This is a genomic window from Rhodoferax sp. SPJ21, assembly GCF_058216335.1.
On sequence record NZ_JBYZMO010000002.1, the window covers coordinates 980,883 to 1,005,315 of the forward strand.

Genomic DNA, 24,433 nt, shown 5'->3' on the forward strand with positions numbered 1-24,433 from the left:
GTGGGGGACGCCCGGGGATTTAGGGGCGGTGGCCGGCCAGCTTGGGCATTCAGGTGCGGTGTAGACTAGCCACGACCCGCAGCTTGAATATCTGTCCAGAGGAGTGCCCTGCATGCGTCGTTGGTGGATTGTGCTTTTGCTGTTGGGGTGCGCCCACGCCCAGGGCGCCGATGTGCGTATCGCGTTTGGCCAGTCGCTTGCGCCTTATGCCGACGAAAAAACCGGCAAGGGCCTGGAGATCGACATCATCCGTGCCGCGCTCAAGGTCGTTGGGCACACGCTGTCGCCCATGTTCCTTCCGCAGGCCCGGGTGCCTTTGGCCATGCGGGATGCGCAGTTTGACGGCGCAGCTACGCTCACCCCGGATTCCGGCGTGGCCGGTGCCTATTCCGAGGTGTACGTGCATTACCTGGACATGGTGATTGCACCCAAAGGACAGTTGCCCTCGCCTTTGCGCATGGCCGACCTGCAGGGCCTGCGGGTGGTTGGTTTTCAGAATGCTTCCTTGTACCTGGGGGCTGAGTTTGCCGCCATGGCCAAGGCCAATCGGCGCTATTCCGAGCAGGCCAACCAGCTTTCGCAGGCCCGCATGTTGTTTGGCCACCAGGCCGATGCCATCGTTTGCGACCCGCGTATTTTTGAATACCATACCGAGCAGCTGCGCCAGAGCGCGTTCACTGAGCAGCCGTTTGCGGTAGACATATTTGCGGTGTTTGACGAGATTCCTTACCGCATCGTTTTCCGGGAGCCTGCGCTGCGGGATGCCTTCAATACGGGCCTGGCGCAAATACGCCAATCTGGTAATTTGGCCCAGATAGAGGCCCGTTACCTGCGCGTGAAACCCAGGGCCGGCCTATGACGCAAGACCAGACCCGCGCGGCCCCCCGTTCCCTGCTGTGGGTGGTTGTGCTGGCCACGTCTTTTGGCTTACTGCTTCCGGTGTTGGTGCTTGGCGGGGTGGTGATGGGCTTTGTCGAGCCGCAACTCACCGCACAAGAACAAGAGTTAGAGCTGCAGAGCAAGCTGGATCTGTTGTCCCAGAGTTTGCCGGACGTGCTTTGGAACCTGGAGGAGCGGGGTGTTGCGAATGTCGTTTCGGCGGTCATGGCCTCGCCGAACGTGGTCAGTGTCCAGGTGGTGGAGCATGAAACGGCTGGCGATTTCTACCGTGAGTCCAGGCCCGAGCGCGCCACCGGCCACCAATACCGGGGTGAACGCGACGTGGTACGCAACGGCGTGAAGATTGGGCAGGTGCGGGTCGAGATAGACGACCACCTGGCCGCTGCTTTGCAGATGCGTCATCGCTTGCTCTATGTGTTCACTGCGCTGGCCCAGCTGCTGGTGGCGGTGTGGCTGGTGGTGGCGCTGCTAGGCCGTTGGGTGATACGCCCGCTGCGCAAACTGGGCAGCTTTGCCGATGCGATTGCGGGCGGCAATCTCTCCACGCCCGTGGCCCAGGCCCGCATCCGCGAGATCGGCCAGTTGGCAGACCGTATGCGGCAGATGCAGACGGCTTTACACGAGCAGTTTTCGGCTATCGAAATGCACAAACGGCAGCTGGTGCACACCGCCCACTACGATGCGCTGACAGGTCTGCCCAATCGCGTGCTGCTGGGCGACCGGCTGCAGCAGGCCATGTCCCAGAGCGTGCGCCGCAAGCTGCCACTGGCCTTGCTGTTTTTGGACCTGGATGGATTCAAGGGTGTCAACGACAGCCATGGCCATGAGGTAGGCGATGTGTTGCTGAAGGCGGTGGCCCAGCACCTGCAAGCCGTGCTGCGCGAGGGCGACACCCTGGCGCGCTTTGGCGGCGATGAGTTTGTGGCGATATTGATAGACCTGCAGCGCCCGGGCGATGCTACGCCGCTGCTGGAGCGCCTGCTGCGGGCGGCTGCGCAGCCGGTCACCGTGGGGGCGCATGTGTTGCATGTCTCGGTCAGCATTGGCGTGGCGTGGTTTGATGCGCAGGACGCGCCCGATGCCGACCTCCTGTTGCGCCAGGCCGACCAAGCCATGTACCAGGCCAAAAAGGCCGGCAAGAACCAGTTCCATTGTTTCAACCCGCAGGACTGAAGCCTGCCCTGGCGGGGCTGCGGCTGTTGCTACCATCCCTGCATGACAAGCCATTACGAATCCCTGCAGCAAGCCGACAGTTACCGCGATGCCTTCAAGGTGGAGCCGCCCGCCGTTCTGGGCGAACGCCATCTGTGGCCGCGCAAGCCGGGGTTTTGCATCCGTTCCGTGGAGGTACCCGCGGATACCTCGGCCGACACCGCCGCCGTTGCGCCGCGGGTGCGCGAGCTGCTGCCCGCCCAGTGGGGCCTGGTGCCGCACTGGGTCAAGTCGGCATCGGACGGCAAGCTGCGCGCGCCCAAGCTGGTGGTGGCGCGCTCCGAGACGGCGTCCACCTCGCAGAACTTCCGCGACGCCTGGCTCAACGGCCAGCGCTGCATCGTGCCGGTGCAGGCTTTTTACGAGGACGACTGGCGCAGCGGCAAGGCCGTGGCCACGCGCATTTCGCGGGTAGATGGGCAACCCATGGCTGTCGCCGGCCTGTGGGCCTGCTGGACCAGCCCCGAGGGCGAGCCGCTGTTCAGCTACGCCATGCTGACGGTGAACGCCAACAGCCACGCGCTGATGCGTCGCTACCAGCCGGCGGGCAACGACAAGCACATGCCGGTCATCCTGGGCGACGGCGTGTTGGACGCCTGGCTGAACGCCCGGGTGGAGAAGGCCAAGGAGTTCATGCGTCCTTATCCAGCGCAGTCGTTGGCGGCCAACCCGGTGGAAACCAAGGCCGACAAAGTGCCCAAGGGCCTGTTCTGACATGCCAGGCACAGCTGTCTGGATGCCGATAGCCCGGGCCGAGATGGGTGTGCAGACCTACCCACCCGGCCAGAGCAACCCGCGTGTCACGCAATACCACGGCCACACCAATATAGCGGGCTATGACGACAAGGCCTCGTGGTGCTCGTCGTTTGTCAACTGGAGCCTGGCCCAGGTGGGCATTGCCGGCACCGGCTCGGCGTTGGCCCGCTCCTGGCTGGATTGGGGCGTGCCGCTGCAGGTACCGGTGCCGGGTTGCATTGCCGTGCTGTCGCGCGAGGACCCGGCGGGCTGGAAGGGGCATGTGGGCTTCTTCCTGCGCGCAGACGCCGAGCATGTGCACTTGCTCGGCGGCAACCAGCTTGACGCCGTGCGTGAACATTTTTACCCTGCGCACACGGTACTGGGTTACCGTTGGCCTGCGTCGCTACTTTAGGACTACACCATGGCTGAGCGTTCTTCCATCGGCATCATTGGCACCGGCTGGGTGGGCACCAGTGTGGCCATGTCGGTGCTGCACAGCGGCGCGGCGCAGGAGCTGCTGCTGCATGACGCCCGGCCCGACCTCGCCGAGGGCGAGGCCATGGACCTGGCGCAGGGCTCGGCCTTTTACCCTTCCGCCGTGGTGCGGGCGGTGGAGATTGAGGACATGCGCAGCACCCGTGCCATCGTCATCGCCGCCGGCAAGAACGGCAGCCCCACCCAGACCCGGCTGGACCTGCTGAAGGAGAACCTGGCCATTCTGCGGGGCATTGCGGTGCAGCTGCGCGGCTACCAGGGCGTGGTGGTGGTGGTCACCAATCCGGTGGATGTGCTGGTGTACGACTTTGCCGAGGTGTCCGGCCTGCCGCCCGAGCGCGTCATCAGTACCGGCACCATGCTGGATACGGCCCGGCTGCGCCAGATGCTGGGCCAGCAGCTGGCGCTGGACGCGCATTCCATCCACGCCCAGGTGGTGGGTGAGCACGGCGACTCGGAGGTAGTGCTGTGGTCAGGTGCCGACATCGGCGGTGTGCCGCTGCGCCAGTGGAGTGGCTGGCAGGCAGAGTACGAGGCGGGCATGGCCCACGCCGTGCGCACCGCTGCCTACGAGGTGATACGGCGCAAAGGTTCAACCAACCATGCCATCGGCCTGGTCACGGCCTCCCTGCTGGCGGGCATGCTGCGCGACGAGCGGCGCGTGCTCACGGTGTCGCGGGTGCAGACCGGCGCCCTGGGCTTGCAAAGCGTGGCCTTGTCCTTGCCGTGCATCGTGGGCGCCGGCGGCGCTCTGCAGGTGCTGGAGCCGGCCCTGGATGCGGTGGAGCGTGCGGCGCTGGCGCATTCGGCCGAGGTGCTGCGGGCGGCCCGGGCGTCTGTAGCGTGATTTCGGCTGCAGCGCACGTTTTATAAGCGCGGAGTGCTATGGATTTTGTAGTATCGGAGCGAGCGATGCGCAACCTGGTAGAGCAGCTGTCCCGCTATGCTGCATACCACCGGCATCCGCGCAATGTTCGGATCCATTGCGTGGGCATTCCGCTGATGGTTGTCGCGACTGCGGTACTGTTGTCACGCCCTTCGGTCCGCGCCATGGGCTGGGTGTTCACGCCCGCGTTGGCCGTGTGGTTTGGCGCCTGGAGCGCTATCGGCTGTGGCCGGCACGGATGCACTGCATATGAGGACAAGGACGCAAGTTGACCAAGATCAGATTCTGGATGCGAACATGGGGGCTGGCGCTGGTCAGCTGTTGCGGCTTTGTGGTCGGCGCAGCTGCGCAGACCCTGAGCCTGGGCGTGTCCGACGGCCCGGTATCCCTGCCGATTTATGTGGCGCAGGCGAATGGCTACTTTGACCGCGAAGGCCTGAGCCTGTCCACCCGCAGCTGCAGCAGCGGCCGCGATTGCTACAAGCTGATGGCCGAGGGGACGGTGCAGCTGGCCACCGCCGCAGAGCTGATAGCCACGCTGAACAGTTTCACCCGCCAGGACCTGTCTTACATCGCCTCTATCAGCGCATCGTCTTCGCAGATCAAGATCGTGGCCCGGCGCAGCGCGGGTATTGCGGCGCCGTCACAGGTGGCTGGCAAACGTGTAGGCACGGTACAGGGAAGCTCGGCCGCGTATTTTTTGGGCCGCTGGTTGGCTTTGGACAATCCTCTGGGGCGTGACAGCGCCATCGTTTCCATGGAGCCGGGCCGCATCGCTGCCGCATTGCAGCGCGGTGAGATTGATGCCGCTGCGATCTGGGAGCCGGTGGCCAGCAAAGCGGCTGCAGCCCTGGGCTCGGATGGTGTGTTGTTTGAAAATCCGGGGCTGTACACCCAGCAGTTTGGCTTGATTACCAGCCGGGCGCTCATCAAGACCCGGGAGGTAGACCTGCTGAAACTGCTGCGGGCCTTGCAACAGGCCGAGCGCTTCATCGCCGAGCAGCCTCTGAAAGCACAGCAGGTAATGGTGGCCCGCCTGGGTGTCACCCCGGCCCAGGCCGCAGCCCAGATGCGTGAGCATGACTTCCGCCTTGGGCTGGATTTCTCGCTGATAGACACCATGGACAGCCAGGCCCGCTGGGCCATCCGCGAGATGCGGGTGCAGCCCCGGCCGGACACCCTGCTCAACGTGGTCGATCCGACCCTGCTGCGCAAAGTGGCGCCTGAGGCGGTGCAGCTAGGGCACTAGTTTTTAGCTTTCCTGCAGCGTCTCGATGAGGCGTGTGGTGTTGCCCATCATGGCGTGGTAGCTGTCCAGACTGCCTTCTTCCAGGTTTTCAGCACCCCAGTGCGTGATGGTGCCTATGCCTTCGCTGAGCGCGTCCAGCAGCTCGGGCGATGCCCGGCCCAGGGTGGTGATGAGCACGTCGTTGATGACCTGCATGGCCCGAAGCTGCCCGGCTTGGGCTTGGATGAGTGCGTGCAGGGCACGCGCGATGTCGTCGTTCATATGCGTCTTGCGGATGTCTAGGAGCGCCGATCGTAAACCCCTTGCTGGCTCACCCCGGCTGGCAGGCCTTCCACGCCGCCACAAAGCCGGCGGCCCGTGTGCGCACCTGCTCGGCTGGCGTGCCGGGCGCATACAGCTGGCCGCCAATGCCGAAGCCGGTGGCGCCCACTTTCACCCAAGCCGCCATGCTTTCGGGCGTGATGCCGCCCACCGGCCAGATCGGCGTGCCGCTGGGCAGCACCGACAACAGGGCTTTTAGGCCGGCGGTGCCGACCTGTTCGGCGGGGAATATCTTCAGTGCGTGGGCGCCGGCCTCCAGCGCGGCAAAGGCTTCGCTGGGCGTGGCGATGCCCGGCGCGCTGTACAGGCCCGAAGCGACGCTGTGGCGGATCACCGCCGGGTTGCAGTTGGGTGAGACGATGAGCTTGCCGCCGGCGGCTTTGACCGCATCCACATCGGCGGTGCGCAGCACCGTGCCGGCGCCGACCAGCGCGTCGCTGGGCGCAATGGCCGACAGAATGCGTATGCATTCCAGCGCGCCCGGGCGGTTCAGCGGCACTTCCAGAATGCGGAAGCCGGCGTCGAACAAGGCCTGGCCAACGTCTTCGGCCGAAGCGGTATCTAGGCCGCGCAAGATGGCGACCAAGGGTGGATGGGGTGCGTGCATAGTCAAGCTCCGTGGGTTTGGATGTGGTGAAAGCCGCTCAAGATCACCTCGCGTGGCGATAGCACCCGCAGGCGGCTGCCCAGCTGCGTGGCGGCGACCTGGTAGGCCTGGGCTAGGGCGGGCGAACCTATCAGGTGGAAATCTGCGCTGTTGGCGCTGCCCAGGTCGCGCAGCACGTCCTGCAGCTCGCTGCCTATCAACAGGCCGCTCAAATAGGCTTGGGCCTGGCTGGCCGGCATGGTGCCGGTGACCACACGGGCGCGGCAGGCAAACAGCTGGTGTGCCAGTGCGCCGGGCCCGCCTGCGGCCACGCCATCGGCAAAGGCGGCCTGGCTCCACAGCGGCTCCGTGCCGGCAGGCTGGGCTGCAGCGGCCAGCGTTCCGTGCTGCGACAGCAGGGCGAACAGCTCGCCCGTCATATAGGTGCGCAGTTGTTGAATTCGGCCGTCGCGCAGCAGCACCCATTTGCTGTGCGTGCCGGGCAGGACGAACCAGCCGTCGCGCAGGCCCATGGCCACGGCGCCCAGCAGCTGGGTTTCTTCGCCGCGCATCACATCCGGCTGGCCCTGGGCATTGCGTACGCAGTAGCCGGGCACGATGTAGCGCTCTGTCTGGCCGGCCACCGCAACCAGGTGCCGGGGCAGTTCTTCCAGTGCGACTTCCGGGCCCAGATAGGGGGCTTCCTGCCAGCCAAAGGCACTACCCACCATGCCGGACATGACGACGCGCGCGTCGGCATCGGCTTGCGGGAGCAAAGGGGAGAGCAGGGCGGCCAATGCTTCGGGATAGCGCCCACGCGCGGCCAGCGCGCCCTGGTCGTCGTCGGCTTCGGCTATGCATTGGCCTTCGGGGGTGATGGCGTAGCCACGGCGGTGGGTGGTGCCCCAGTCCACGCCGATCCAGCCGGGGTTGGTAGTTGCCATAAGATGTGTCTCTGTTTTAGATTGTATGATTTATTATGCTGCGAATCGGGTTGGTAGGGAACAGGTGCAGCGCCATTCAGCGGGGGTTTATGCAATGACGGCAACTGCCACACACACTTTTGCGGCGACGTATGCCGGGCGCCACCGGCATGGGCAGGTGGTTAAAAACCTGGGCCATGCGGTGGTGGGCGGCACCTACCCGGTGGGCGCTTTGTTGCCCAATGAAGAGGCTTTGTGCCGCAGTCTGGATGTGAGCCGTACGGCGCTGCGCGAGGCCATCAAGGTTCTGGCGGCCAAGGGTTTGCTGGAGTCGCGGCCCCGCGTGGGCACCTGGGTGCGGCCGCGTGTGGGCTGGAATATGCTGGACCCGGATGTGCTGGCCTGGCGCTGCGCCACCGGGCCGGATGCGCAGTTCTACCGCCACCTGCTGGAGCTGCGTGAAATCATCGAACCCGCAGCGGCAGCCCTGGCGGCGCGCAGCCGCAGCCCCGAACAGCTGGCGGAAATGGAGCAGGCTTTCAAGGCCATGGAAGACGCGTGCAATGTGGGCGAATGGGTGGCGGCGGACCTGTCTTTCCACAACGCCGTGTTGCAGGCCACCAACAACCCCCTGCTGGTGCCGCTGGTGGCCATTACCAGCAGTGCGCTGGAGTCGTTGCTCAGCATCACGGCGCGCCAGGCCGGCGGTTTCAACGATGCTTTGCCCGACCACCGCAAGGTGCTGGACGCCATCCGCGACGGCGACCCGCAGCGCGCCCTGCACCGCATGGCGGTGATGCTGTCAGACACCCGTGAGCTGATGCAGCAGGCCGACATGCTGGACGACGTGGCCCCGGTTTAAGGGTATCCACTAGGTTTTAATTTGGGCTTTATTTGTATGATTTATTTAAAACACCCCACTCGCTCCGTTTAAGGCCGCCATGACCACCGAATCCCCCAAAAAGCGCCGTTCCCAGCATTGGTTTGGCGGCACCAGCAAGGACAACTTCATCCACCGCAGCTGGATGAAAAGCGAAGGTTTGCCAGACGATAGCTTTGACGGACGTCCGGTCATCGGCATTTGCAACACCTGGAGCGAGTTGACCCCTTGCAACCAGCATTTCCGCCAGATCGCCGAACGCGTGAAGCACGGCGTGCTGCAGGCCGGTGGCATTGCGGTGGAGTTCCCGGTCTCCTCGCTGGGCGAAACCTTGATGCGCCCCACCGCCATGCTGTACCGCAACCTGGCCAGCATGGACGTGGAAGAAGCCATCCGCGCCCATCCGCTGGACGGCGTGGTGCTGCTGGCCGGCTGCGATAAGACTACGCCTGCCACCCTGATGGGCGCGGCCAGTGTGGACTTGCCCACCCTGGTGGTGTCTGGCGGCGCCATGTTGAACGGCAACTACCGGGGCGAGGCGATTGGCTCTGGCACCCATGTGTGGAAGTTTTCTGAAGCGGTGAACGCCGGCAAGATGACCCTGCCGCAGTTCATGCAGGCCGAGAGCTGCATGTCGCGCTCTGCGGGCGTCTGCATGACCATGGGCACTGCCTCTACGATGGCCAGCATGGTCGAGGCGCTAGGTGTTTCGCTGCCGACCAATGCCGCCATTCCGGCTGTCGATTCGCGCCGCCTGGAGCTCGCGCAGCGCTCCGGCCGCATGATCGTTGACATGGTCGAGCGCGATATGCGCTTGTCGCAGGTGCTGACCCGCGAAGCCTTTGAAAACGCCATCCGCGTCTGCGGCGCCATCGGCGGCTCGACCAATGCGGTGATCCACCTGATCGCCATCGCCGGCCGCATGGGCGTGCCGCTGTCGCTGGACGATTGGGACCGCCTGGGCAAGGACATTCCGACCATCGTGAACCTGATGCCGTCCGGCGAGTACCTGATGGAAGATTTTTACTACGCCGGCGGCCTGCCGGTGGTGATGAAGCGCCTGCTGGAAGCCGGCCTGCTGCACGGCGACGCCATCACCGTCAACAACCGCACCCAGGCGCAAAACGTTGAGCACGCCGAGTGCTTTAACGACAAGGTGATCCGTCCGCTGAACCAGCCTTTGGTGGAGCAGGGCGGCCTGGCAATTCTGCGTGGCAACCTGGCGCCGCAGGGCGCGGTGATCAAGCCCTCGGCGGCGACAGCCAAGTTGCTGCAGCACCGGGGCCGTGCCGTGGTGTTCGAGAACATCGAACACTACAAGGAACGCATCATGGAGCCGGACCTGGACATCGACGAGAACTGCGTCATGGTGCTGAAGAACTGCGGCCCCAAGGGCTACCCCGGCATGGCCGAGGTGGGCAATATGGGCCTGCCGCCCAAGCTGCTGCAAAAAGGCATTACCGACATGGTGCGCATCTCGGACGCCCGCATGAGCGGCACCGCCTACGGCACGGTGGTACTGCACGTGGCGCCCGAAGCAGCTGCCGGCGGCACGCTGGCCCTGGTGCAGGACGGTGACGAGATCGAACTCGACGTTGCCGGCCGTGGCCTACACCTGCATGTGAGCGACGAAGAGCTGGCGCGCCGCCGCGCCGCCTGGGTACCGCCGCCCGAGCCGGCCTCTGGCTATGTGCGCATGTACCACCGCCATGTGCTGCAGGCCGACCAAGGCGCTGATATGGACTTCCTGGTGGGCACCCGTGGCTCCGCCGTGCCGCGTGACTCCCATTAAGCCCTGCTTGCGATGAACCAGTTATTGCGTATGGAGGCCGCCGGCGTGGCGGTGGTGCTGGAATTTGCCGTGGGCCAGATGCCCGTGTGGCGCTACTGGGGTGCCGCCCTGGCCCACACCCCGCTGATGGATGCCTGGCCGGCCACCGATTTGCTGCGCATGGCACCAGGCACGTTAGACCGCCTCGCCGGTGTGCCGCTGCTAGCCTGCTGGGGCAACGGCGAGCCCGGCGCACCCGCGCTGCGCGCGCACCGTGCCGGCCTGGACGCGGTGCAGGACCTGCGCGCCACCGGTTTTGTACAAACCAATCCCCATAGTCTGGTGCTGCAGCTGCGCGACGAGGTAGCCGCGGTTGCAGTGGATGTGACCCTGCAGCTGTGTGCCGAGAGCGGCGTGCTCAGCCTGCACAGCGTGCTGCGCAATACCGGCACGGCCGATCTCACGGTGGACCACCTGGCCTGCGCCAGCGTGGCCCTGCCTCCCGTGCTGCAAGAGCTGGGCAGCTTCCACGGCCAGTGGTCGCATGAATTCCAATGGACCCGCCAGCCCGTGCCCATGGCCGGCTGGCAGCGCGACAACCGTACCGGCCGCAGCGGGCACGAGGCCCCTCCGGCGGTGTTCGTGCTGGCGCGTGATGCCGGCGACCACCAGGGCGAGGCCGTGGCCGCGCAGCTGGCCTGGAGCGGCAACCACCGCTTTGCGCTGGACCGCGCCGAAGACGGCCGCCTGTGCCTGCAAGCCGGCGAATGGCTTGCCCCCGGCGAGGTGGTCTTGGCCCCAGGCGGCACACTGCAAACGCCCACCCTGCACCTGGGCTGGTCCGATGCCGGCATGAACGGCGCCAGCGCGCGCCTGCAGCAATTCACCCGCAGCCAGGTGCTGCAATGGGCCGGCGGTAGCATGCGCCCGCGCCCGGTGCACCTGAATACCTGGGAGGCCGTGTACTTCAACCACCAGGCCGATGTGCTGTTCGATCTGGCCCGCGCCGCTGCGGCGGTAGGTGTGGAGCGTTTTGTGTTGGACGACGGCTGGTTCCCCGCCCGCAAGGATGACCGCGCCGGCCTGGGCGACTGGTGGCCCGACCCGGCCAAATACCCCGAAGGCCTGGGCCCGCTGATCGCCCATGTGCACAGCCTGGGCATGGAGTTCGGCCTGTGGGTCGAGCCCGAAATGGTCAACCCCGACAGCGACCTGTTCCGCGCCCACCCTGACTGGGCGCTGCAGGTGGCCGGCCACGCCCTGGTGCTGGGCCGAAACCAGCTGGTGCTGGACGTGGCCAGGCCCGAGGTGGGCCAGTACCTGTTCGACAAGCTGCACGCACTGCTGACGGCGCACCCAATCGCCTACCTGAAGTGGGACATGAACCGCACCTTCGCCCAGGCCGTGGGCCTGGACGGCAGTGTCGCCATGCGCAGCCAGATCACCGCCTGGTATGCGCTGCTGCAGCGCCTGCGTGCGGCCCACCCGCAGCTGGAAATTGAAACCTGCGCCTCCGGCGGTGGCCGTGCCGACCTGGGCGCGCTGCGCTACACCCAGCGCCTGTGGACCAGCGACAACAATGACGCGGTGTCGCGCGTCACCATCCAGAGCGGGGCGGCGCGCCTGTTTCCGCTGGAGCTGATGGGCAGCCACGTGGGCCCGGCGCCGGCGCACGCCACCGGGCGCAGCCAGAGCATGGACTTCCGCTGCGCCGTGGCCTGCTTTGGCCATATGGGCGTGGAGGCCGATGTGCGCCAGCTGCCGGATACCGACCGCGCAACGCTGGCCCGCTGGATAGCCCTGTACAAATCGCTGCGCGGGGTTTTGCACACCGGCCAGTTCCACCAGGGCCGCACCGAGGACGGCCTGGTGTGGTGGCTGGTGCAAGCCGCAGACCGCGCCGTGCTGGGCGTGTTTACTTTGCAGCCGCCCAATTACACCTACCAGCCGCCGCTGCGCCTGCCTTCCTTGGCCGGCACCGGTGTGTGGCAGCTGCGCCTGCTGGCCAGCGCTGGCCAGGCGCGTGCACGCGGTGACGCGCCGGACCCCTGGGGTGATGCGCTGCGCCAGGCGGACGGTGTGCGCGTAGCCGGCAGCGAGCTGGCCCGCATGGGCCTGCCGGTACCGGTGATGCAGCCCGAGTCGGCACTGCTTTATTCTTTCTCCCGCGTGCCCGGATCAGAGGGCTGACGGGCCGTTTTTTACATTCTTCCTTACCAGGAGACATCGATTGAAATACGCAAACTACCCCAGCCTGGAGGGCCGCAGTGTGTTCGTCACTGGTGGCAGTTCCGGCATTGGTGGCGACATCGTGGAGGCCTTTGCGCGCCAGGGTGCCAAGGTCGCATTTACCGGCCGCAATGCCGAGTCGGCAGCCAAAGTGGTGGCGGCAGCCAGCGCGGTCGGACCCACACCCTTGTTTTTACAAAGCGAGGCCAGTGATGTGGCGGCCCTGCAGGCGGCGCTGGCCCAGGCCGTGGCGGCACACGGCGACATCAACGTATTGATCAACAACGTGGCCAATGACCAGCGCCATGACCTGATGGACGTGACGGTGGAAGACTTCGACTGGCGCGTGGCCGTCAACCTGCGTCCGCACGTGTTTGCAGCCCAGGCCGTGGTGCCGGGCATGCGGCGCATGGGCGGCGGCGCTATCGTCAACCTGGGCTCCATCAGCTGGATGATGAAGGGCAAGGGCTACCCGCTGTACGCTACCTGCAAGGCCGCCACGGTGGGCCTGACGCGCAGCCTGGCGCGCGACCTGGGGCCGGACAACATCCGCGTCAACACCCTGACCCCCGGCTGGATCATGACCGAGAAGCAGCTGACCCAGTGGGTAGACGCCGAAGGCGAACGCGCGCTGGACGCCAACCAGTGCCTGCCCGGCCGCATCAAAGGTGCTGACGTGGCGAACATGGCCCTGTTCCTGTCGGCCGATGACAGCTGCATGGTCACCGCGCAAGACTTCGTGGTGGACGCGGGGTGGACATGAGCAGCGTGGACGTCACTTCAGTCTGGACGCCCACCCTGCAGCTGGGCGAAGGCACGCTGTGGCATGCCGAGAGCGGGCGCTTCTTCTTCGTGGACATCATGGGCCGCGCGGTGCATGCCTGGTCGCCCAGCACCGACCAGCGCTACAGCTGGCCCATGCCCGAGCACGTGGGCTGGATCATTCCCTGCGCCGATGGCCAGGGCTTTGTGGCCGGCTTCCGGTCCGGCTTTGTGCGCCTAACGCTGGAGCCCGAGCTGCGTATCGAGCGCCTGGGCACGCCGCACCCCGACCAGCCCGGTGTGCGCCTGAACGACGCCAAGGCCGACGCGGCCGGCCGCATCTGGGCCGGCTCTATGTTTTCCGACAACCCGCAAGAAGCGCGCGGCCAGCTGGCCTGCCTGCACCCGGACGGCCGCATCGAGGTGGTAGAGCGCAATATCCACATTGCCAATGGCCCGGCCATCTCGGCCGACGGCACGGTGATGCTGCACACCGACAGCCTGCTGCGCAGCATCTACCGCTACACCCTGGGTGCCGATGGCCAGTTGCAGAACAAGACGCTGTGGAAGACTTTTGCGGCGGAAGAGGGCGAGCCCGACGGCATGACCTTCGATGCCGAAGGCCATGTGTGGGTGGCTATGTGGGGTGGCGGTTGCCTGCGCCGTTTCAACCTGGCCGGTCTTGAGCTGCAACGCATCAATCTACCTGCCAGCCAGATCACCAACGTGGCGTTTGGCGGCGCGGACATGGACCTGATGCTGGTCACCAGCGCCCGAGTGGACCTGACGCCAGAGCAACTGGCGCAGCAGCCCCTGGCCGGCTCGGCCTTTGCGCTGCGTACCGGTGTGCGGGGCCTGCCGGCCCACGCCTGGGGTCTGGCGAATTAATTAAAAAAATGGCCTCTAGTGCAGGTGGAATATGCGCTGGTAGCTATTTATTTGATAGTAACGTGGGGCTGCTATGGCGGGCTGTCGTCCACCATAAAGGTGTTCCGGCCGGCTGCTTTTGCGCGGTACAGGGCCCGGTCTGCACGTGCCAACAGTTCGCTGGCGCCCAGGGCCTCTGCCTGGCCTGCCGGCTGGAAAAACGCAATGCCTATGCTGGTGGTGATCAGAATTTCGTGGCCCTCGGCCTGAATCGGCTGCCGTACGGCTGCAATCAATTTGTTCACCACCGCCTCCGTCTCGGGCAGCGTCTTCACGTCTTCCAGGATGACCACGAACTCATCACCGGCCAGCCGGGCGGCAGCGTCGGTGATACGTATGCCCGCACGTATGCGCTTGGCGAACTCGCACAGCACCACGTCGCCTGCGGCATGTCCCAGCGAGTCGTTGATGGATTTGAAGTGGTCCACGTCCAGGAACATCAGCGCCATGGGGCTGTTGGTGCGGCAGCTGCGCGACAGGGCTTGTTCCAGATTCTCACCAAACTGGCGCCGATTGGGCAGGCCTGTGAGGGTGTCGGTGCGTGAGAGGTCACGCAGCTCCTGCTCCACGCGCTTGAGCTCTGTTACGTCGGAGGCCAGTACGAATGCACCGTGTATCTCGCCGTCCGCCGATACGTCCGGCACATAGGTGGTCTGTAGATCGCGCGAGACGCCATCCAACACCGAGCGGACTTCGAACGCCGTACGTTCGCCCTGCAGCGCGCGCCGCAACGCGTCCCGCCGCTGTGCGTAGAGCTCGGGGCCCAGTACCTCCTCCACGGGCCGGCCCAGGATGGCGTCCTGCTCCAAACCCAGCCATTCGCGGTACGTTTTGTTGATGAATCGGTAACGCTCCTGGGTATCCGCATAGGCGACGAAGGCTGGTAGGTTGTCCGTCACGGCCCGCAGCTGGCGTTCGCTGGCTTCTATGCGGTCCTGAGCCTGGTGCTGCTCCGATCGGTCCAGCACCATGCCAAAAACGCCGATGACTTTGCCGTTTTCGTCCCGGTCAGGTACGTAGTGCACAAACAGATGGGAAGGTGCGCCAGCGAGCACGTTCCTCATTTCGAACGAAACATCTGTTCCCGCCAGGGCCTCGGCTATGCGCGGTTGTATGGTTTCAAAAACGGCATTGCCAAATACCTCGGCGATGGTTTTTCCAACTGTGCCACCTGGCAGCGAAAACCATTTCTGGTAGTTGTCGTTGGTAAAGGTGTAGCGGTAGTCGGTATCTATGTGCGAGATCAGCACCGGCAGATTGTTTGCAATCAGCCGCATACGTTGCTCACTGTGCTCCAGTGCGCGCACCACCTCTTTGCGCTCTGAAATATCGTAGTTGGTGCCCAGTACCCGCATAGGTTTTCCCTGGGCGTCGTTGATCACCATGCCCCGGGCGTTCACGTGGCGGATGCTGCCGTCGCCATGCACTACGCGGAAGTCGTAGTCCAGCGGGGCGCCCGTGTCGATGGAGGACTGGAACGCCTGTTGGCTGCGCTCCATATCGTCGGGGTGCAGTCTGCTCGACCAGTCCTCCAGCCGCCCATCAAAATTGGCGCGCGTGCCGCCAAAAATGCCGAACATGGTGTCGCTCCAGTCCAGCCTGCCAGTGGCCAGGTCCACCTCCCAGATACCGATGCCGTTGGCGCTGGTTGCCAGGGCCAGGCGCTCCTCGTTGGCACGCAGGGCCCGGGAGATGGCATTTTTCTCCGTCACGTCCTGGATCACGGCGAGTGAATGCACGGGTTGGCCCAGGGCGTCCCGCTCCAGCACGGCCGACAGCAGCACATCCATGGTGCTGCCGTTCTTACGCACCATCTGGTACTGTATGTCGACACACCGGCCGGATTGCATGAATTGGGGTAGCACCACAGAGCGCGCATAGTCTCTGGAGGCAGGCGTTAGAAATTCCGCCGATGTGCGGCCAATGACCTCCTCCCGCGTATAGCCCAATTGGGTCAGCCAGGTGTCGCTGACGTGCAGCAGCCGGCCTTGTGGGTCGATGGAGTGCAGCATGGCCGGCGTTGCTTCGTACAGGACGCGAAAGCTATCCTGGCTGGCTTTCAGCGCGAGTTCTGCGCGCTTTCTGTCAGTGATGTCGCGGCCTACCGAATGCAGCGCAATCACCTGGCCTTGGTCGTTGCTGATGGCACGATTGGACCAGGCAAACCAGCGTTCCTCGCCCGAGACCGAGCGCATCTGGTTCTCGCCCTGGGCGGTGCCTGGCTGGCTGCATACGGCACGCAAATGGGCTGCAACCGATTCCCTGTCCTTTTCGGCAACGTACTCCAGCAGATTGCGTCCTGCCATGGATTCGGGCGATTCACCAAAATGCTTGGCATATGCCGAGTTGACAAAAGTAAGCTCCCCCGAGGGCAATGCCAGCGAGATCAGATCGGTCTGGTCTTCCACAATGGCGTGGTATAGCGCGCTTTTGGCGCTGTCTTCCTCTGCCCTTCGGATGGCCAATGCATGCAGGCGATCCAGCTCCAGCGCGCTGCGGCGCATGTCCAGGGCTTTGGCCGCCACCAGCGCCAGATCGCTCAAGGCCGTGCGCTGTTGCGGGCTTAGTACGTGAGCCTGTTGGTCTATCACGCACAGCGTGCCCACGCTTTCTCCGGTAGGCAAGACGATGGGAGCCCCGGCGTAGAAGCGGATGTGCGGGGCTTCGGTTACCAAAGGGTTGTCTGCAAAACGTGGGTCCTGCAGCGCGTCAGTGACTTCCATCAATGCGGGGTGCAGGATGGTGTGGGCACAGAAGGCGATGTCGCGCGGTGTTTGCGCAACCCCGTCCAGCCCGATATTGGATTTGAACCACTGGCGGTTTGCGTCCACCAGACTCAGTAGCGCGATCGGTACACCGCATACCGCCGAGGCCATGCGCGTAAGGGCATCAAATATCGGCTCAGGCGCTGTATCGAGTACACCGAGGGAATGCAGTCGGCTCAGCCTTTTATCTTCGTCCAGCGGGATGGGCGCGGCGTAAGTCATGTCTTCTTTCTTCCGGGCTTGGAAAGCTCTGCCGGGTGGCTGAATCTTAGGGCACTCGGAGCGCGGGGTGGGCCATACTCTGCTCAGGGTAAACGTGGAAACTGGAAGAGCGCAGCCCTTTTCGCGCAAGTTGCCGTTCTGCGGTATTTTTCGCAGGGCTATTTGTATGTAAAAAGCGGCTTAGGCGCATATTGGGTCTACGCAGTGTGCTATCACTTTGAGAGTTATTTGAAGGCGCTTGCCAGCGCCGCCAGCCAGGGTGAATGCAGGGTGATGAACCCGCCCACGTTCAGCGCCACCGTCGCCCAGTAGACCGCCAGGAACGATGGCTTGGCGGTCTTGTGCCGCAGCAGCTGCTGCGCCAGCAAGGCACCCGGCCAGCCGCAGGCCAGCGACAGGGTATGCAGGGTGGACTCGGCGATGCGCCAGCGGCCCTGTACGGCTGCCGACTTGTCCAGCGCGTAGGCCATGAAGGTGACCAGGCTGGCAACCGCATATGCCAGAGCGACGGCAGGCTTCACCGACCAGATGGCAGCCACGCAGACATAGACCCCGGCGAACAGCGGTAGGGCCAGCGCACGCACAGGCGTCCAGCGTGCCGCAGATTCCGCGCGGCGGGCCTTGCGCCTGGCGCTCATGCGGATGAAGGCGACCGCCTTTGCCCGCTTCTTGCCGTTCGGCCCTGTTTCCACCTCAAACGACACCGGCAAGCCCACGCCGGGGCGCCCGGTGCCGGGCGGGAATGCTGAGATGTGGACAAAGATGTCTTGCCCGCCAAGTGCCGGCGCTATGAACCCGAACCCGCGTTCATCGTTCCAGGAGCGGAGCTTGCCGTTGAATCGCATGGGACGTCTTCGCCAGAGTGATGCAAAGCATCCTCAACGTGCCAAGGCCTCGAAGATTTTGTGGGCAATCTCGACGCGCTCCTCATTCGGGTAGTTCTTATTGGCCAGTATGACGATGCCAAAGTGCTCGACGGGGACGAAAGCGACATACGCACCAAAACCGTTGGTTGAGCCGGTCTTGTTTCGCCATACGTTGGGATGCGGGGCCGTAGGCGGAACCAGGGCAATGACGGGGGTGGGGTTGTAGATCAGTGCGCCGGAGTTGCCTTTTTGCAGAACTTGCAAATCTATTGGCAGCGCATATTCCTCCCAAATCAGGTCTTGTGTCATGGCGCCGACCTTGAAGTAACCCTTGTGGGTGTTGTCCAGGGCCGTCTGCAGTGCGCCGCCCACATGGAGCATGCCCATGTTCGCCTTCAGGAACCGGGTGAGGTCTTGGGCGGTAGTCTTCACACCGTAGGCCTCATTTGAAAGCATGCCCGGATTCACCCGCACCGGCGCATTGTCTTTCGTGTAGCCAAGAGCGTAACTGGCCATCTTCTCGGAAGGCACATTGAAGTAGGTACTCTTCAGGCCAAGAGGTTGGAACACTGCATGGCCCATGGCAACACTGAAATCCTGCCCCATGCTTTTCGCCGTGACCATGCCGAGCGTGCCTATGCCCGGGTTGGCATAGGTGCGCACGGCGCCTGTCTTGTAGGGTGGTTTCCAGGCTCTCAAGTAGCTGAGGAGTTGTGCCTCGTTCTGAACGTCGTTTGGCACTTGCAAGGGCAACCCGCCGGTGGTGTGCGTGCCCAGGTGATAGAGCTGCAGGCTCCCGAAGTCTGTGCCTGCGAGCTCTGGCAGGTAGCTTGCGACCGGGGCGCTAAGCTGCAGCTTGCCAAGAGTCTCCGCATAGCTTGCCAGCGTGGCGGTGAATGTTTTGCTGACCGAGCCAATTTCAAAGATGGTGGCATCGTTTACGCGGCGTTGACCCTCCACCGATGCCACGCCGAAATTGAAAACGTAGGTGTGCTCGCCCAGAACCAGCCCGACAGCCACGCCCGGTATTTGGTTCTTCTCCATCGCGGGCAGGACGACTGCGGATGTTGCGCGCAGTGCGTCCTCGCGGGATATGTCGGCGGCATGGCACAAAGATGCCAGGCCCACCACCAGTGCAGACAAAGCCCCAGCCAACAATCGTTTGTTCAATTTTTTAACCATTCGGCACAAGGGAACAAGCCCTCTCTTAGTCAAATTTTATCGGTCGTACAAATCAGGGCCTGCCTTGCCTCCAGTGACACACAGGATGTCGAGGACCTGGTGCGGCTCATGGTCAAGTTTTCCGACGCCATCAAAGACGACGCGACATCTTTGGGCTAAACCCGGCTGTGGCGCAGGTAATACCTGCGCAAGCAGCTATTTTTTCGATAGCAATTTGCTTGCAGCTGGCGGCACGACCAAGGTGTTCACCAGCTGCCCCAGGCGGGCAAACGCATGCTCGATCTCGGGCGTGAAGGGCCAGCCGCAGTTGACGCGCAGATTGCTTTCAAACCGCTGCGAGTTGGTGAAGATGGTGCCCGGCGCGATGACCATGTTCTCCGCCAGCGCGGCGTGGAACAGGGCGGTGGCCGACAACCCTTCGGGCAGCTCCACCCATAGCGACAGGCCGCCGCGCGGCACGGTCAGCTTGGTGCCAGGCGGGAAGTAGCGGGCCACGGCCTGGGCGGTTTGCGTGCGCTGCGTGGCCAGGGCGCTGCGCAGGCGGCGCAGGTAGCGGTCATAAGCGGCAGAGGCTATGAAGCTGGCGGCGGCCATCTGGGCCAGGCGCTCGTTGCTGCGCGAGGCGGCGAACTTCAGCATCTCCACCCGCGCCTGCCAGCGCCCGGCGCTGACCCAGCCCAGTCGTAGGCCGGGTGCCAGGCATTTGTGCAGTGACGCGCAGTACACCACGTGGCCGCTGTCGTCCCAGGACTTGATGGCGCGCAGCGGCTCATCGCGCAACACAGATTCATCCACCAGGGCGCTGTAGGTGTCGTCTTCGATCAGCGCCACATCGTGCTGCTGGCACAGGCGTAGCAGGGCCTGTTTGTGGCTGCTGGGCATGATGCTGCCGGTGGGGTTTTGCAGGTAGGGGATGACCACCACGGCCTTGACGCCGGGAGCATTGCGCAGCGCCAGCTCCACCGCGTCCACCGAGATGCCGGTGCGCGGGCTGGTGGGGATCTCCAGCGCCTTCAGGCCCAGGGCCTCCAGGGTTTGCAGCAGGCCGTAGAAGGTGGGCGACTCCACCGCAATCGTGTCGCCGGGGTTGGCCACGGCGCGCAGTGCCAGGTTCAGCGCCTCGGTGCAGCCGTTGGTGATCTGGATGTCGCCGGCCGACAGCCGCATGCCAGCGGCCAGCCCGCGCTGGGCCAGCACCTCGCGGAACTCCAGGCAGCCTTGCGGTGGTGCTGCGCGCACCAGCTGGTCCGGGTGCTGGCGCAGGCTGCGCAGGGCGGCCTGCTGCAGGGCCTGCGCCGGGTACAGCTCAGGCGCGCAGCGGGCGGTGGACAGATTGGTCTTGAAGCGCTGCATGCGGCCCAGCGCCAGAAACTCCGACACCTTGGTGTGGATGCCCACGTACTGCGCCGGGTCGGGCGCGCGCTGCATGGGCGGGTCGTTCACCGGAGCCAGGTGGGCCGATGCGGGCGGCCGCACGAAATAGCCCGAGCGTGGCCGCGCCTCCAGCCAGCCTTCGCTCTCCAGCAGGCGGCAGACTTGCATGGTGGTGGACAGGCTGACCGCGTGCTGGCGCATCAGCTCGCGCAGCGAGGGCATGCGCTGGCCGGGTAGCAGGCTACCGGCCTGGATGGCGCTGCGGTAGTGCTCGGCCAGGCTTTGGTATTTGGGTGTGGCAGGTGCGGAGGCGACGGTAGTGGGCATGCTCATGGCCCCTGCATGATGCGGGGCCTGGGGCGGGCTGAACAGGTACAGACGGGCATGCTGAAGACCATAACAGATGCGCAATTTCTGCACTGCTGCGTAACAGATAGGCCTGCTCTGTGGCTGTTGCGCAGGGGCCAGATTTTTTACGCTACAGGCATACCCACAAGGAGTGCCGCATGACCTCTGCCACCGTATCCTCTCTGCAACTGCAAACCCACCAGCGCGCCTGGGAGCGCATTCCGCCGGGCGCTGAAATCCGGGTGGAGCAGGGCAGCATATGCCTGCACCAGCGCCTGTACCTGGCGCACGACTGGGCGTATATGCCGGTGTACCTGGGCGCAGGCGAGAGCCACCGGGTATCGGCTGGCGGCTGGCTGGAGATCGAGGCCCTGTCCCCCGCCTGTCTGTCTGTGCAACCACGTCGCAGCTGGCTGGCCCTGCTGACCGCCTACTGGCCACGCACACCCGCAGCACCAGCGGCTGCGAACAAGTTTTAAGCGATTTATGCCGCTGGCGCAGATAACACCTGCGCTAGTAGCTACTTTTTTAATAGCAATTGAAGCAGGCCATCACGGCTGGCGCACGATCACCGGGTGGATGGTGAAGACGTTGTCCGAGGCCGTATTCACCGTCACGCGCACCCAGTGCAGCGAGGGGCTGCCGAAGGTCTGCAGTCGGGTCAGGTTGGGCAGCAGCTTGGTGGGGCTGTACAGGGGCTTGTCTACCTTGAAGAAGTGGGTGTCGCCGTGCACAAACAGCACCTGGCCGGAGAACTGCTCGGTCTCCTTCACCACGGCCGCCATGAAGTTGCGGTAGCCGGCATAGCCGGGGGCGGTGCTTTCGTCCACGTCTTCGGTTTCGGGCAGGTCAAAGCCGGGGTCGGCCTGCAGCACCAGCACTATGCCCTTTGCCTTCTGCGCCTTGGCCTGGGCGAAAGAGGCTTGCAGCCAGGCGATGTTGGCCGTGTCGCGCTCCAGGTATTCGGCGTTGGACGCGTCGCACTGCTCGGCCTTGCGGGCGCTCTTGGCCGTGCATTCCTTGGCGTTCAGGATCAGGTTGTTGTTGCTGCCGGGCACATTCAGGCCCACAAACACCACGCCGCCGTGGCTGAAGCGGGTGTTCTCCACATACTTCTCACCCAGCTTGCCCTGGTGCTCCAGCGGCATCTGGGTCTGGCCCAGGCTGGCGGTGGTGGGGAACATCACACGGCGCAGGTAGGCCAGGCGCTCCAGCCCGTCATAGCCGCCGTTGTTCAGCCGGTGGCAGTCGGTCCATTCGTTGTCGCCAGGCACGTACACCACGGGTTTGACCAGGGTGTTGAACATCTTCAGCGCATCGGCATAGATGTCGTCCGTGCATTTGGAGCTGCCGTCCTTGATGTCGCCGTCGTACAGCGAGAAGGCGATGTCGGACTGGTTGATGCTCTGCAGTACCGCTGGCAGCTTGGGGTCGTCGCCCGCCTTCTTGTAAGGCATGTCACCCCACAGCCCGAAGGAGAAACCCGCTGGCGTAGACGCACCGGTGGTGGCGCAGGAAACCAGACTCAGCGCGGCAATGGCGGCAACCAGACTTTTGACAAACATGGGGATGCACCTAGCAGGATAAAAGCCTGGAATGTAGGTGTGCTTTGTGGCAGTTTGATGAAAGATTCGTGTCAACCCTGGCCACCCATCCCCTGTGCGCGATCCTGGCCCCTATAGGGGCCAGGGATCAGGGCAAGCGCAGCAGGCTCAAGCCCGGCCGTGCGACACACGCGACTGGCGTGCTATGGAGTCCACGATGACCGCTACCGCCAGCACCGCACCGGTGATCATGTAGCGCAGCGAGGACGACAGGTCCAGCAGCGTCAGGCCGCTGGAAATCGACTGGATCACGATGATGCCCAGCAGCGCCGAGTAGGCGTTGCCACGGCCACCAAACAGGCTGGTGCCGCCGATCACCGCCGCCGCAATCGCGTTCAGATTCACATCGCCGGTGCCGGCCTGCTGGCTGGCCGACGCCAGGCGGGCCGATGCCAGCACGCCGCCCAGGGCCGCCAGCGAGGCACACAGGATGAATACGCTGGTGTAGATCTTGCGCACATCAATGCCGGATCGGCGCGCCGCTTCGCGGTTGCCACCCACGGCGTTCACCATGCGGCCCCACTGGGTGCGGGTGAAGGCATAGTCCAGCGCCACCACCAGGCCGACAAAGATGCCAAACAGCCAGGGGATGCCCCGGTCCTGGTTGAAGTAGTAGGCGATGGTCTCCAGCACCAAGGTGAACACCCCGGCGCGCAGCAGCAGGCGGCTATGCGATTCGGCCGACAGACCGGCCGCCTGGCGCCGCGCGGCGGTACCCTTGCCGCTCAGGTAGATGGCAAGGCCTGCCATGGCCACCACGACATAGGACACATACACCGGGATGAACAGCGACTGGCCCAGGTTCACCAGCGGCGACTCATACGGTAGGTTGATCGAACCGGTGCCGCCCAGCACATACAGTTGCGCCCCCAAAATGGCTAGCAGGCCGGCCAGCGTGGACACAAAACTCGGCATGCCAAAGCGGTTGAACAACTGGGCGTAGACGATGCCGACCACGGCGCCCGCAGCCACCGCCGCCGCAATCGCCAGGCCTACCGGCCAGCCGTGGTTGACCCACAGCACGCCGACCATGGCCGAGGCAAAGCCGCTGACCGAGCCGACCGACAGATCGATCTCGCCGACCATCAAAATGCAGACGATGCCCAGCGAGATTACTCCGATGGTCGATGCGTCGAACAGCATATTGATCAGGTTGTTGCTGGACAGAAAGATCGGGTTCATGCTCTGGAAGATGGTCCAGATCACGGCCAGGCCGACGATCACCGGCAGCGAGCCCAGGTCGCCTGCGCGCACGCGGTCGATGAAGCTGCGGATGGCTCCGCCCACGCCGGTTTCGACCTTGTAGCGTTCGTCGCTGCGGTCTAGTAGTGGTGTGGCGGCTGGTGGAATGGTGTGGGTTTCGCGGGTCATGCTGTGCTTTGTTCGGTGGGGGTGCTGGCGGGGGCATGGCGGCCTGCTCGGCGCGAGACGGAGTTGTCGGATGCACCGGTAATGGCGCTTACGAGTTCCTGGTTCGATGAGTTGGGGGTGAACACACCGTTGTTGCGCCCCAGGCGCAGTACCACGATGCGGTCGGCCACGGCGCGCACGTCTTCCATGTTGTGGCTGATCATCACCACACCCAGGCCTTTGTCGCGCACGCGTTCGATCAGGTTCAGCACCTCGGCGGTCTGGGCTACGCCCAAGGCGGCGGTGGGCTCGTCCAGCAAGATCAGCTTGGGCTCCAGCAGTAGCGAGCGGGCGATAGCCACCGTCTGGCGCTGGCCGCCAGACAGCGATGCCACCGGAATGCGCACGCTGGGGATGCGCGCGCTGAGCTCGTTCAGCAGCTGCCAGGCTTTGACCTCCATGCTGACTTCGTCCAGCTGCCAGGGCTGCAGCTCGTTGCCGAGAAAAATATTGGCCACCACGTCCAGGTTCTCGCACAGGGCGAGGTCCTGGAACACGGTGGCGATGCCCAGCGCCAAGGAGGCGCTGGGGCCGTCCAGCGATACCGGCTGGCCGCAGAAGTGCATCGTGCCCGAGGTGGGTTGGTGCACCCCGGCCAGGATTTTGACCAGGGTGGACTTGCCGGCACCGTTGTCCCCAACCAAGGCAACCACCTCTCCTGGATGCACGTCGAGATCGATATCGGTGAGGGCCGCCACCGCGCCGAAGCGCTTGTTGATGCCGCGAAGGCGCAGTACCGGTTCGCGTGCGGAGGCAGGTTGTTGCATTGATTGTGCTGTCATG

Annotated in this window: 23 protein-coding genes; 13 read left to right on the forward strand and 10 right to left on the reverse strand. The window is 64.5% G+C overall.

The genetic code is table 11. The features are described 5' to 3' along the window. The first annotated feature begins 112 nt into the window (after positions 1-112). Genes AC4BBN_RS12405 through AC4BBN_RS12435 form a run of 7 tightly spaced genes read left to right on the forward strand, consistent with a single transcriptional unit; the run spans position 113 to position 5,480 of the window. Positions 113-859: a substrate-binding periplasmic protein gene (locus AC4BBN_RS12405; protein ID WP_490592286.1), complete on the forward strand. Its 747-nt coding sequence runs from the start codon at positions 113-115 to the stop codon at positions 857-859. Then, the gene (locus tag AC4BBN_RS12410; RefSeq protein ID WP_490592287.1) at positions 856-2,073 is read left to right on the forward strand and encodes a diguanylate cyclase domain-containing protein; all 1,218 of its coding nucleotides are present in this window, start codon (positions 856-858) and stop codon (positions 2,071-2,073) included. The genes AC4BBN_RS12405 and AC4BBN_RS12410 overlap by 4 nt, the downstream gene beginning before the upstream one ends. A 42-nt stretch (positions 2,074-2,115) precedes the next feature. Further along, positions 2,116-2,826, forward strand: coding sequence for an SOS response-associated peptidase (locus AC4BBN_RS12415; RefSeq protein ID WP_490592288.1), 711 nt, complete (start codon positions 2,116-2,118; stop codon positions 2,824-2,826). Between the two features lies 1 nt (position 2,827). Then, on the forward strand, positions 2,828-3,262 hold the full coding sequence (locus tag AC4BBN_RS12420; protein ID WP_490592289.1) for a TIGR02594 family protein: 435 nt from the start codon (positions 2,828-2,830) through the stop codon (positions 3,260-3,262). Positions 3,263-3,271: 9 nt separating this feature from the next. Beyond that, the gene (locus AC4BBN_RS12425; protein WP_490592290.1) at positions 3,272-4,192 is read left to right on the forward strand and encodes a lactate/malate family dehydrogenase; all 921 of its coding nucleotides are present in this window, start codon (positions 3,272-3,274) and stop codon (positions 4,190-4,192) included. A 38-nt stretch (positions 4,193-4,230) separates the two neighbouring features. Further along, positions 4,231-4,503 (forward strand): Mpo1-like protein, encoded by a 273-nt coding sequence (locus AC4BBN_RS12430; protein ID WP_490592291.1) that lies wholly within the window; start codon positions 4,231-4,233, stop codon positions 4,501-4,503. Next, the gene (locus AC4BBN_RS12435) at positions 4,500-5,480 is read left to right on the forward strand and encodes an ABC transporter substrate-binding protein (protein WP_490592292.1); all 981 of its coding nucleotides are present in this window, start codon (positions 4,500-4,502) and stop codon (positions 5,478-5,480) included. Before AC4BBN_RS12430 ends, AC4BBN_RS12435 begins: the two co-directional genes overlap by 4 nt. Positions 5,481-5,483: 3 nt before the next feature. On the opposite strand, the gene AC4BBN_RS12440 is transcribed toward AC4BBN_RS12435, so the two are convergent. From AC4BBN_RS12440 to AC4BBN_RS12450, 3 genes are read right to left on the reverse strand one after another with little or no spacing between them, the layout of a single operon-like run. Next, positions 5,484-5,741, reverse strand: a complete 258-nt coding sequence (locus AC4BBN_RS12440) for a hypothetical protein (protein WP_490592293.1) — start codon at positions 5,739-5,741, stop codon at positions 5,484-5,486. 49 nt (positions 5,742-5,790) lie between these two features. Then, complete coding sequence (locus AC4BBN_RS12445) at positions 5,791-6,408, reverse strand: 2-dehydro-3-deoxy-6-phosphogalactonate aldolase (protein WP_490592294.1); 618 nt, start codon at positions 6,406-6,408, stop codon at positions 5,791-5,793. Positions 6,409-6,410: 2 nt separating this feature from the next. Then, positions 6,411-7,331, reverse strand: coding sequence for a 2-dehydro-3-deoxygalactonokinase (locus tag AC4BBN_RS12450; RefSeq protein WP_490592295.1), 921 nt, complete (start codon positions 7,329-7,331; stop codon positions 6,411-6,413). Positions 7,332-7,425: 94 nt separating this feature from the next. Here AC4BBN_RS12450 and AC4BBN_RS12455 point away from each other — a divergent pair, with 94 nt between their 5' ends. The 5 genes from AC4BBN_RS12455 (at position 7,426) to AC4BBN_RS12475 (ending at position 13,840) form a co-directional block, all read left to right on the forward strand. Next, entirely contained in the window at positions 7,426-8,172 is a 747-nt protein-coding gene (locus AC4BBN_RS12455; RefSeq protein WP_490592296.1) for a FadR/GntR family transcriptional regulator, read from the forward strand. Positions 8,173-8,251: 79 nt separating this feature from the next. Continuing rightward, a complete protein-coding gene (locus AC4BBN_RS12460; protein WP_490592297.1) occupies positions 8,252-9,982 on the forward strand; it encodes an IlvD/Edd family dehydratase in 1,731 nt (576 codons plus the stop codon). A 12-nt stretch (positions 9,983-9,994) separates the two neighbouring features. Then, positions 9,995-12,151 carry an alpha-galactosidase gene (locus AC4BBN_RS12465; RefSeq protein ID WP_490592298.1) on the forward strand — a complete coding sequence of 719 codons (2,157 nt, stop codon included), beginning with the start codon at positions 9,995-9,997 and terminating at the stop codon, positions 12,149-12,151. Positions 12,152-12,191: 40 nt separating this feature from the next. Further along, positions 12,192-12,953, forward strand: coding sequence for an SDR family NAD(P)-dependent oxidoreductase (locus AC4BBN_RS12470; RefSeq protein WP_490592299.1), 762 nt, complete (start codon positions 12,192-12,194; stop codon positions 12,951-12,953). Then, on the forward strand, positions 12,950-13,840 hold the full coding sequence (locus AC4BBN_RS12475) for an SMP-30/gluconolactonase/LRE family protein (protein ID WP_490592867.1): 891 nt from the start codon (positions 12,950-12,952) through the stop codon (positions 13,838-13,840). Before AC4BBN_RS12470 ends, AC4BBN_RS12475 begins: the two co-directional genes overlap by 4 nt. A gap of 71 nt (positions 13,841-13,911) precedes the next feature. Here the strand turns inward: AC4BBN_RS12475 and AC4BBN_RS12480 are convergent, their stop codons facing one another. The 4 genes from AC4BBN_RS12480 to AC4BBN_RS12495 form a co-directional block, all read right to left on the reverse strand. Then, positions 13,912-16,866 carry a PAS domain-containing protein gene (locus AC4BBN_RS12480; protein WP_490592300.1) on the reverse strand — a complete coding sequence of 985 codons (2,955 nt, stop codon included), beginning with the start codon at positions 16,864-16,866 and terminating at the stop codon, positions 13,912-13,914. Positions 16,867-17,090: 224 nt separating this feature from the next. After that, a complete protein-coding gene (locus AC4BBN_RS12485; RefSeq protein ID WP_490592301.1) occupies positions 17,091-17,711 on the reverse strand; it encodes a DUF1294 domain-containing protein in 621 nt (206 codons plus the stop codon). A 33-nt stretch (positions 17,712-17,744) separates the two neighbouring features. Next, positions 17,745-18,914, reverse strand: a complete 1,170-nt coding sequence (gene ampC / locus AC4BBN_RS12490; RefSeq protein WP_490592868.1) for a class C beta-lactamase — start codon at positions 18,912-18,914, stop codon at positions 17,745-17,747. A 195-nt stretch (positions 18,915-19,109) separates the two neighbouring features. Continuing rightward, the gene (locus AC4BBN_RS12495) at positions 19,110-20,615 is read right to left on the reverse strand and encodes an aminotransferase-like domain-containing protein (protein ID WP_490592302.1); all 1,506 of its coding nucleotides are present in this window, start codon (positions 20,613-20,615) and stop codon (positions 19,110-19,112) included. Positions 20,616-20,794: 179 nt separating this feature from the next. Between AC4BBN_RS12495 and AC4BBN_RS12500 the strand changes: the two genes are divergently transcribed. Continuing rightward, complete coding sequence (locus AC4BBN_RS12500) at positions 20,795-21,115, forward strand: hypothetical protein (protein WP_490592303.1); 321 nt, start codon at positions 20,795-20,797, stop codon at positions 21,113-21,115. Positions 21,116-21,187: 72 nt separating this feature from the next. Here the strand turns inward: AC4BBN_RS12500 and AC4BBN_RS12505 are convergent, their stop codons facing one another. The 3 genes from AC4BBN_RS12505 to AC4BBN_RS12515 all read right to left on the reverse strand — a co-directional run bounded on the left by AC4BBN_RS12505 (position 21,188) and on the right by AC4BBN_RS12515 (position 24,432). Further along, positions 21,188-22,201 carry a hypothetical protein gene (locus AC4BBN_RS12505; protein WP_490592304.1) on the reverse strand — a complete coding sequence of 338 codons (1,014 nt, stop codon included), beginning with the start codon at positions 22,199-22,201 and terminating at the stop codon, positions 21,188-21,190. Between the two features lie 147 nt (positions 22,202-22,348). Beyond that, on the reverse strand, positions 22,349-23,611 hold the full coding sequence (locus AC4BBN_RS12510) for a sugar ABC transporter permease (RefSeq protein ID WP_490592305.1): 1,263 nt from the start codon (positions 23,609-23,611) through the stop codon (positions 22,349-22,351). Continuing rightward, positions 23,608-24,432, reverse strand: a complete 825-nt coding sequence (locus tag AC4BBN_RS12515) for an ATP-binding cassette domain-containing protein (RefSeq protein WP_490592306.1) — start codon at positions 24,430-24,432, stop codon at positions 23,608-23,610. Before AC4BBN_RS12515 ends, AC4BBN_RS12510 begins: the two co-directional genes overlap by 4 nt. Between the last annotated feature and the right edge of the window lies 1 nt (position 24,433).

Coding starts and splice junctions, on each gene's coding strand:
- AC4BBN_RS12405 (WP_490592286.1), top strand. CDS start 113: ATGCGTCGTTGGTGGATTGTGCTTTTGCTGTTGGGGTGCGCCCACGCC.
- AC4BBN_RS12410 (WP_490592287.1), top strand. CDS start 856: ATGACGCAAGACCAGACCCGCGCGGCCCCCCGTTCCCTGCTGTGGGTG.
- AC4BBN_RS12415 (WP_490592288.1), top strand. CDS start 2,116: ATGACAAGCCATTACGAATCCCTGCAGCAAGCCGACAGTTACCGCGAT.
- AC4BBN_RS12420 (WP_490592289.1), top strand. CDS start 2,828: ATGCCAGGCACAGCTGTCTGGATGCCGATAGCCCGGGCCGAGATGGGT.
- AC4BBN_RS12425 (WP_490592290.1), top strand. CDS start 3,272: ATGGCTGAGCGTTCTTCCATCGGCATCATTGGCACCGGCTGGGTGGGC.
- AC4BBN_RS12430 (WP_490592291.1), top strand. CDS start 4,231: ATGGATTTTGTAGTATCGGAGCGAGCGATGCGCAACCTGGTAGAGCAG.
- AC4BBN_RS12440 (WP_490592293.1), bottom strand. CDS start 5,741: ATGAACGACGACATCGCGCGTGCCCTGCACGCACTCATCCAAGCCCAA.
- AC4BBN_RS12445 (WP_490592294.1), bottom strand. CDS start 6,408: ATGCACGCACCCCATCCACCCTTGGTCGCCATCTTGCGCGGCCTAGAT.
- AC4BBN_RS12450 (WP_490592295.1), bottom strand. CDS start 7,331: ATGGCAACTACCAACCCCGGCTGGATCGGCGTGGACTGGGGCACCACC.
- AC4BBN_RS12455 (WP_490592296.1), top strand. CDS start 7,426: ATGACGGCAACTGCCACACACACTTTTGCGGCGACGTATGCCGGGCGC.
- AC4BBN_RS12460 (WP_490592297.1), top strand. CDS start 8,252: ATGACCACCGAATCCCCCAAAAAGCGCCGTTCCCAGCATTGGTTTGGC.
- AC4BBN_RS12465 (WP_490592298.1), top strand. CDS start 9,995: ATGAACCAGTTATTGCGTATGGAGGCCGCCGGCGTGGCGGTGGTGCTG.
- AC4BBN_RS12475 (WP_490592867.1), top strand. CDS start 12,950: ATGAGCAGCGTGGACGTCACTTCAGTCTGGACGCCCACCCTGCAGCTG.
- AC4BBN_RS12480 (WP_490592300.1), bottom strand. CDS start 16,866: ATGACTTACGCCGCGCCCATCCCGCTGGACGAAGATAAAAGGCTGAGC.
- AC4BBN_RS12485 (WP_490592301.1), bottom strand. CDS start 17,711: ATGCGATTCAACGGCAAGCTCCGCTCCTGGAACGATGAACGCGGGTTC.
- ampC (WP_490592868.1), bottom strand. CDS start 18,914: ATGGTTAAAAAATTGAACAAACGATTGTTGGCTGGGGCTTTGTCTGCA.
- AC4BBN_RS12495 (WP_490592302.1), bottom strand. CDS start 20,615: ATGCCCACTACCGTCGCCTCCGCACCTGCCACACCCAAATACCAAAGC.
- AC4BBN_RS12500 (WP_490592303.1), top strand. CDS start 20,795: ATGACCTCTGCCACCGTATCCTCTCTGCAACTGCAAACCCACCAGCGC.
- AC4BBN_RS12505 (WP_490592304.1), bottom strand. CDS start 22,201: ATGTTTGTCAAAAGTCTGGTTGCCGCCATTGCCGCGCTGAGTCTGGTT.
- AC4BBN_RS12510 (WP_490592305.1), bottom strand. CDS start 23,611: ATGACCCGCGAAACCCACACCATTCCACCAGCCGCCACACCACTACTA.
- AC4BBN_RS12515 (WP_490592306.1), bottom strand. CDS start 24,432: ATGACAGCACAATCAATGCAACAACCTGCCTCCGCACGCGAACCGGTA.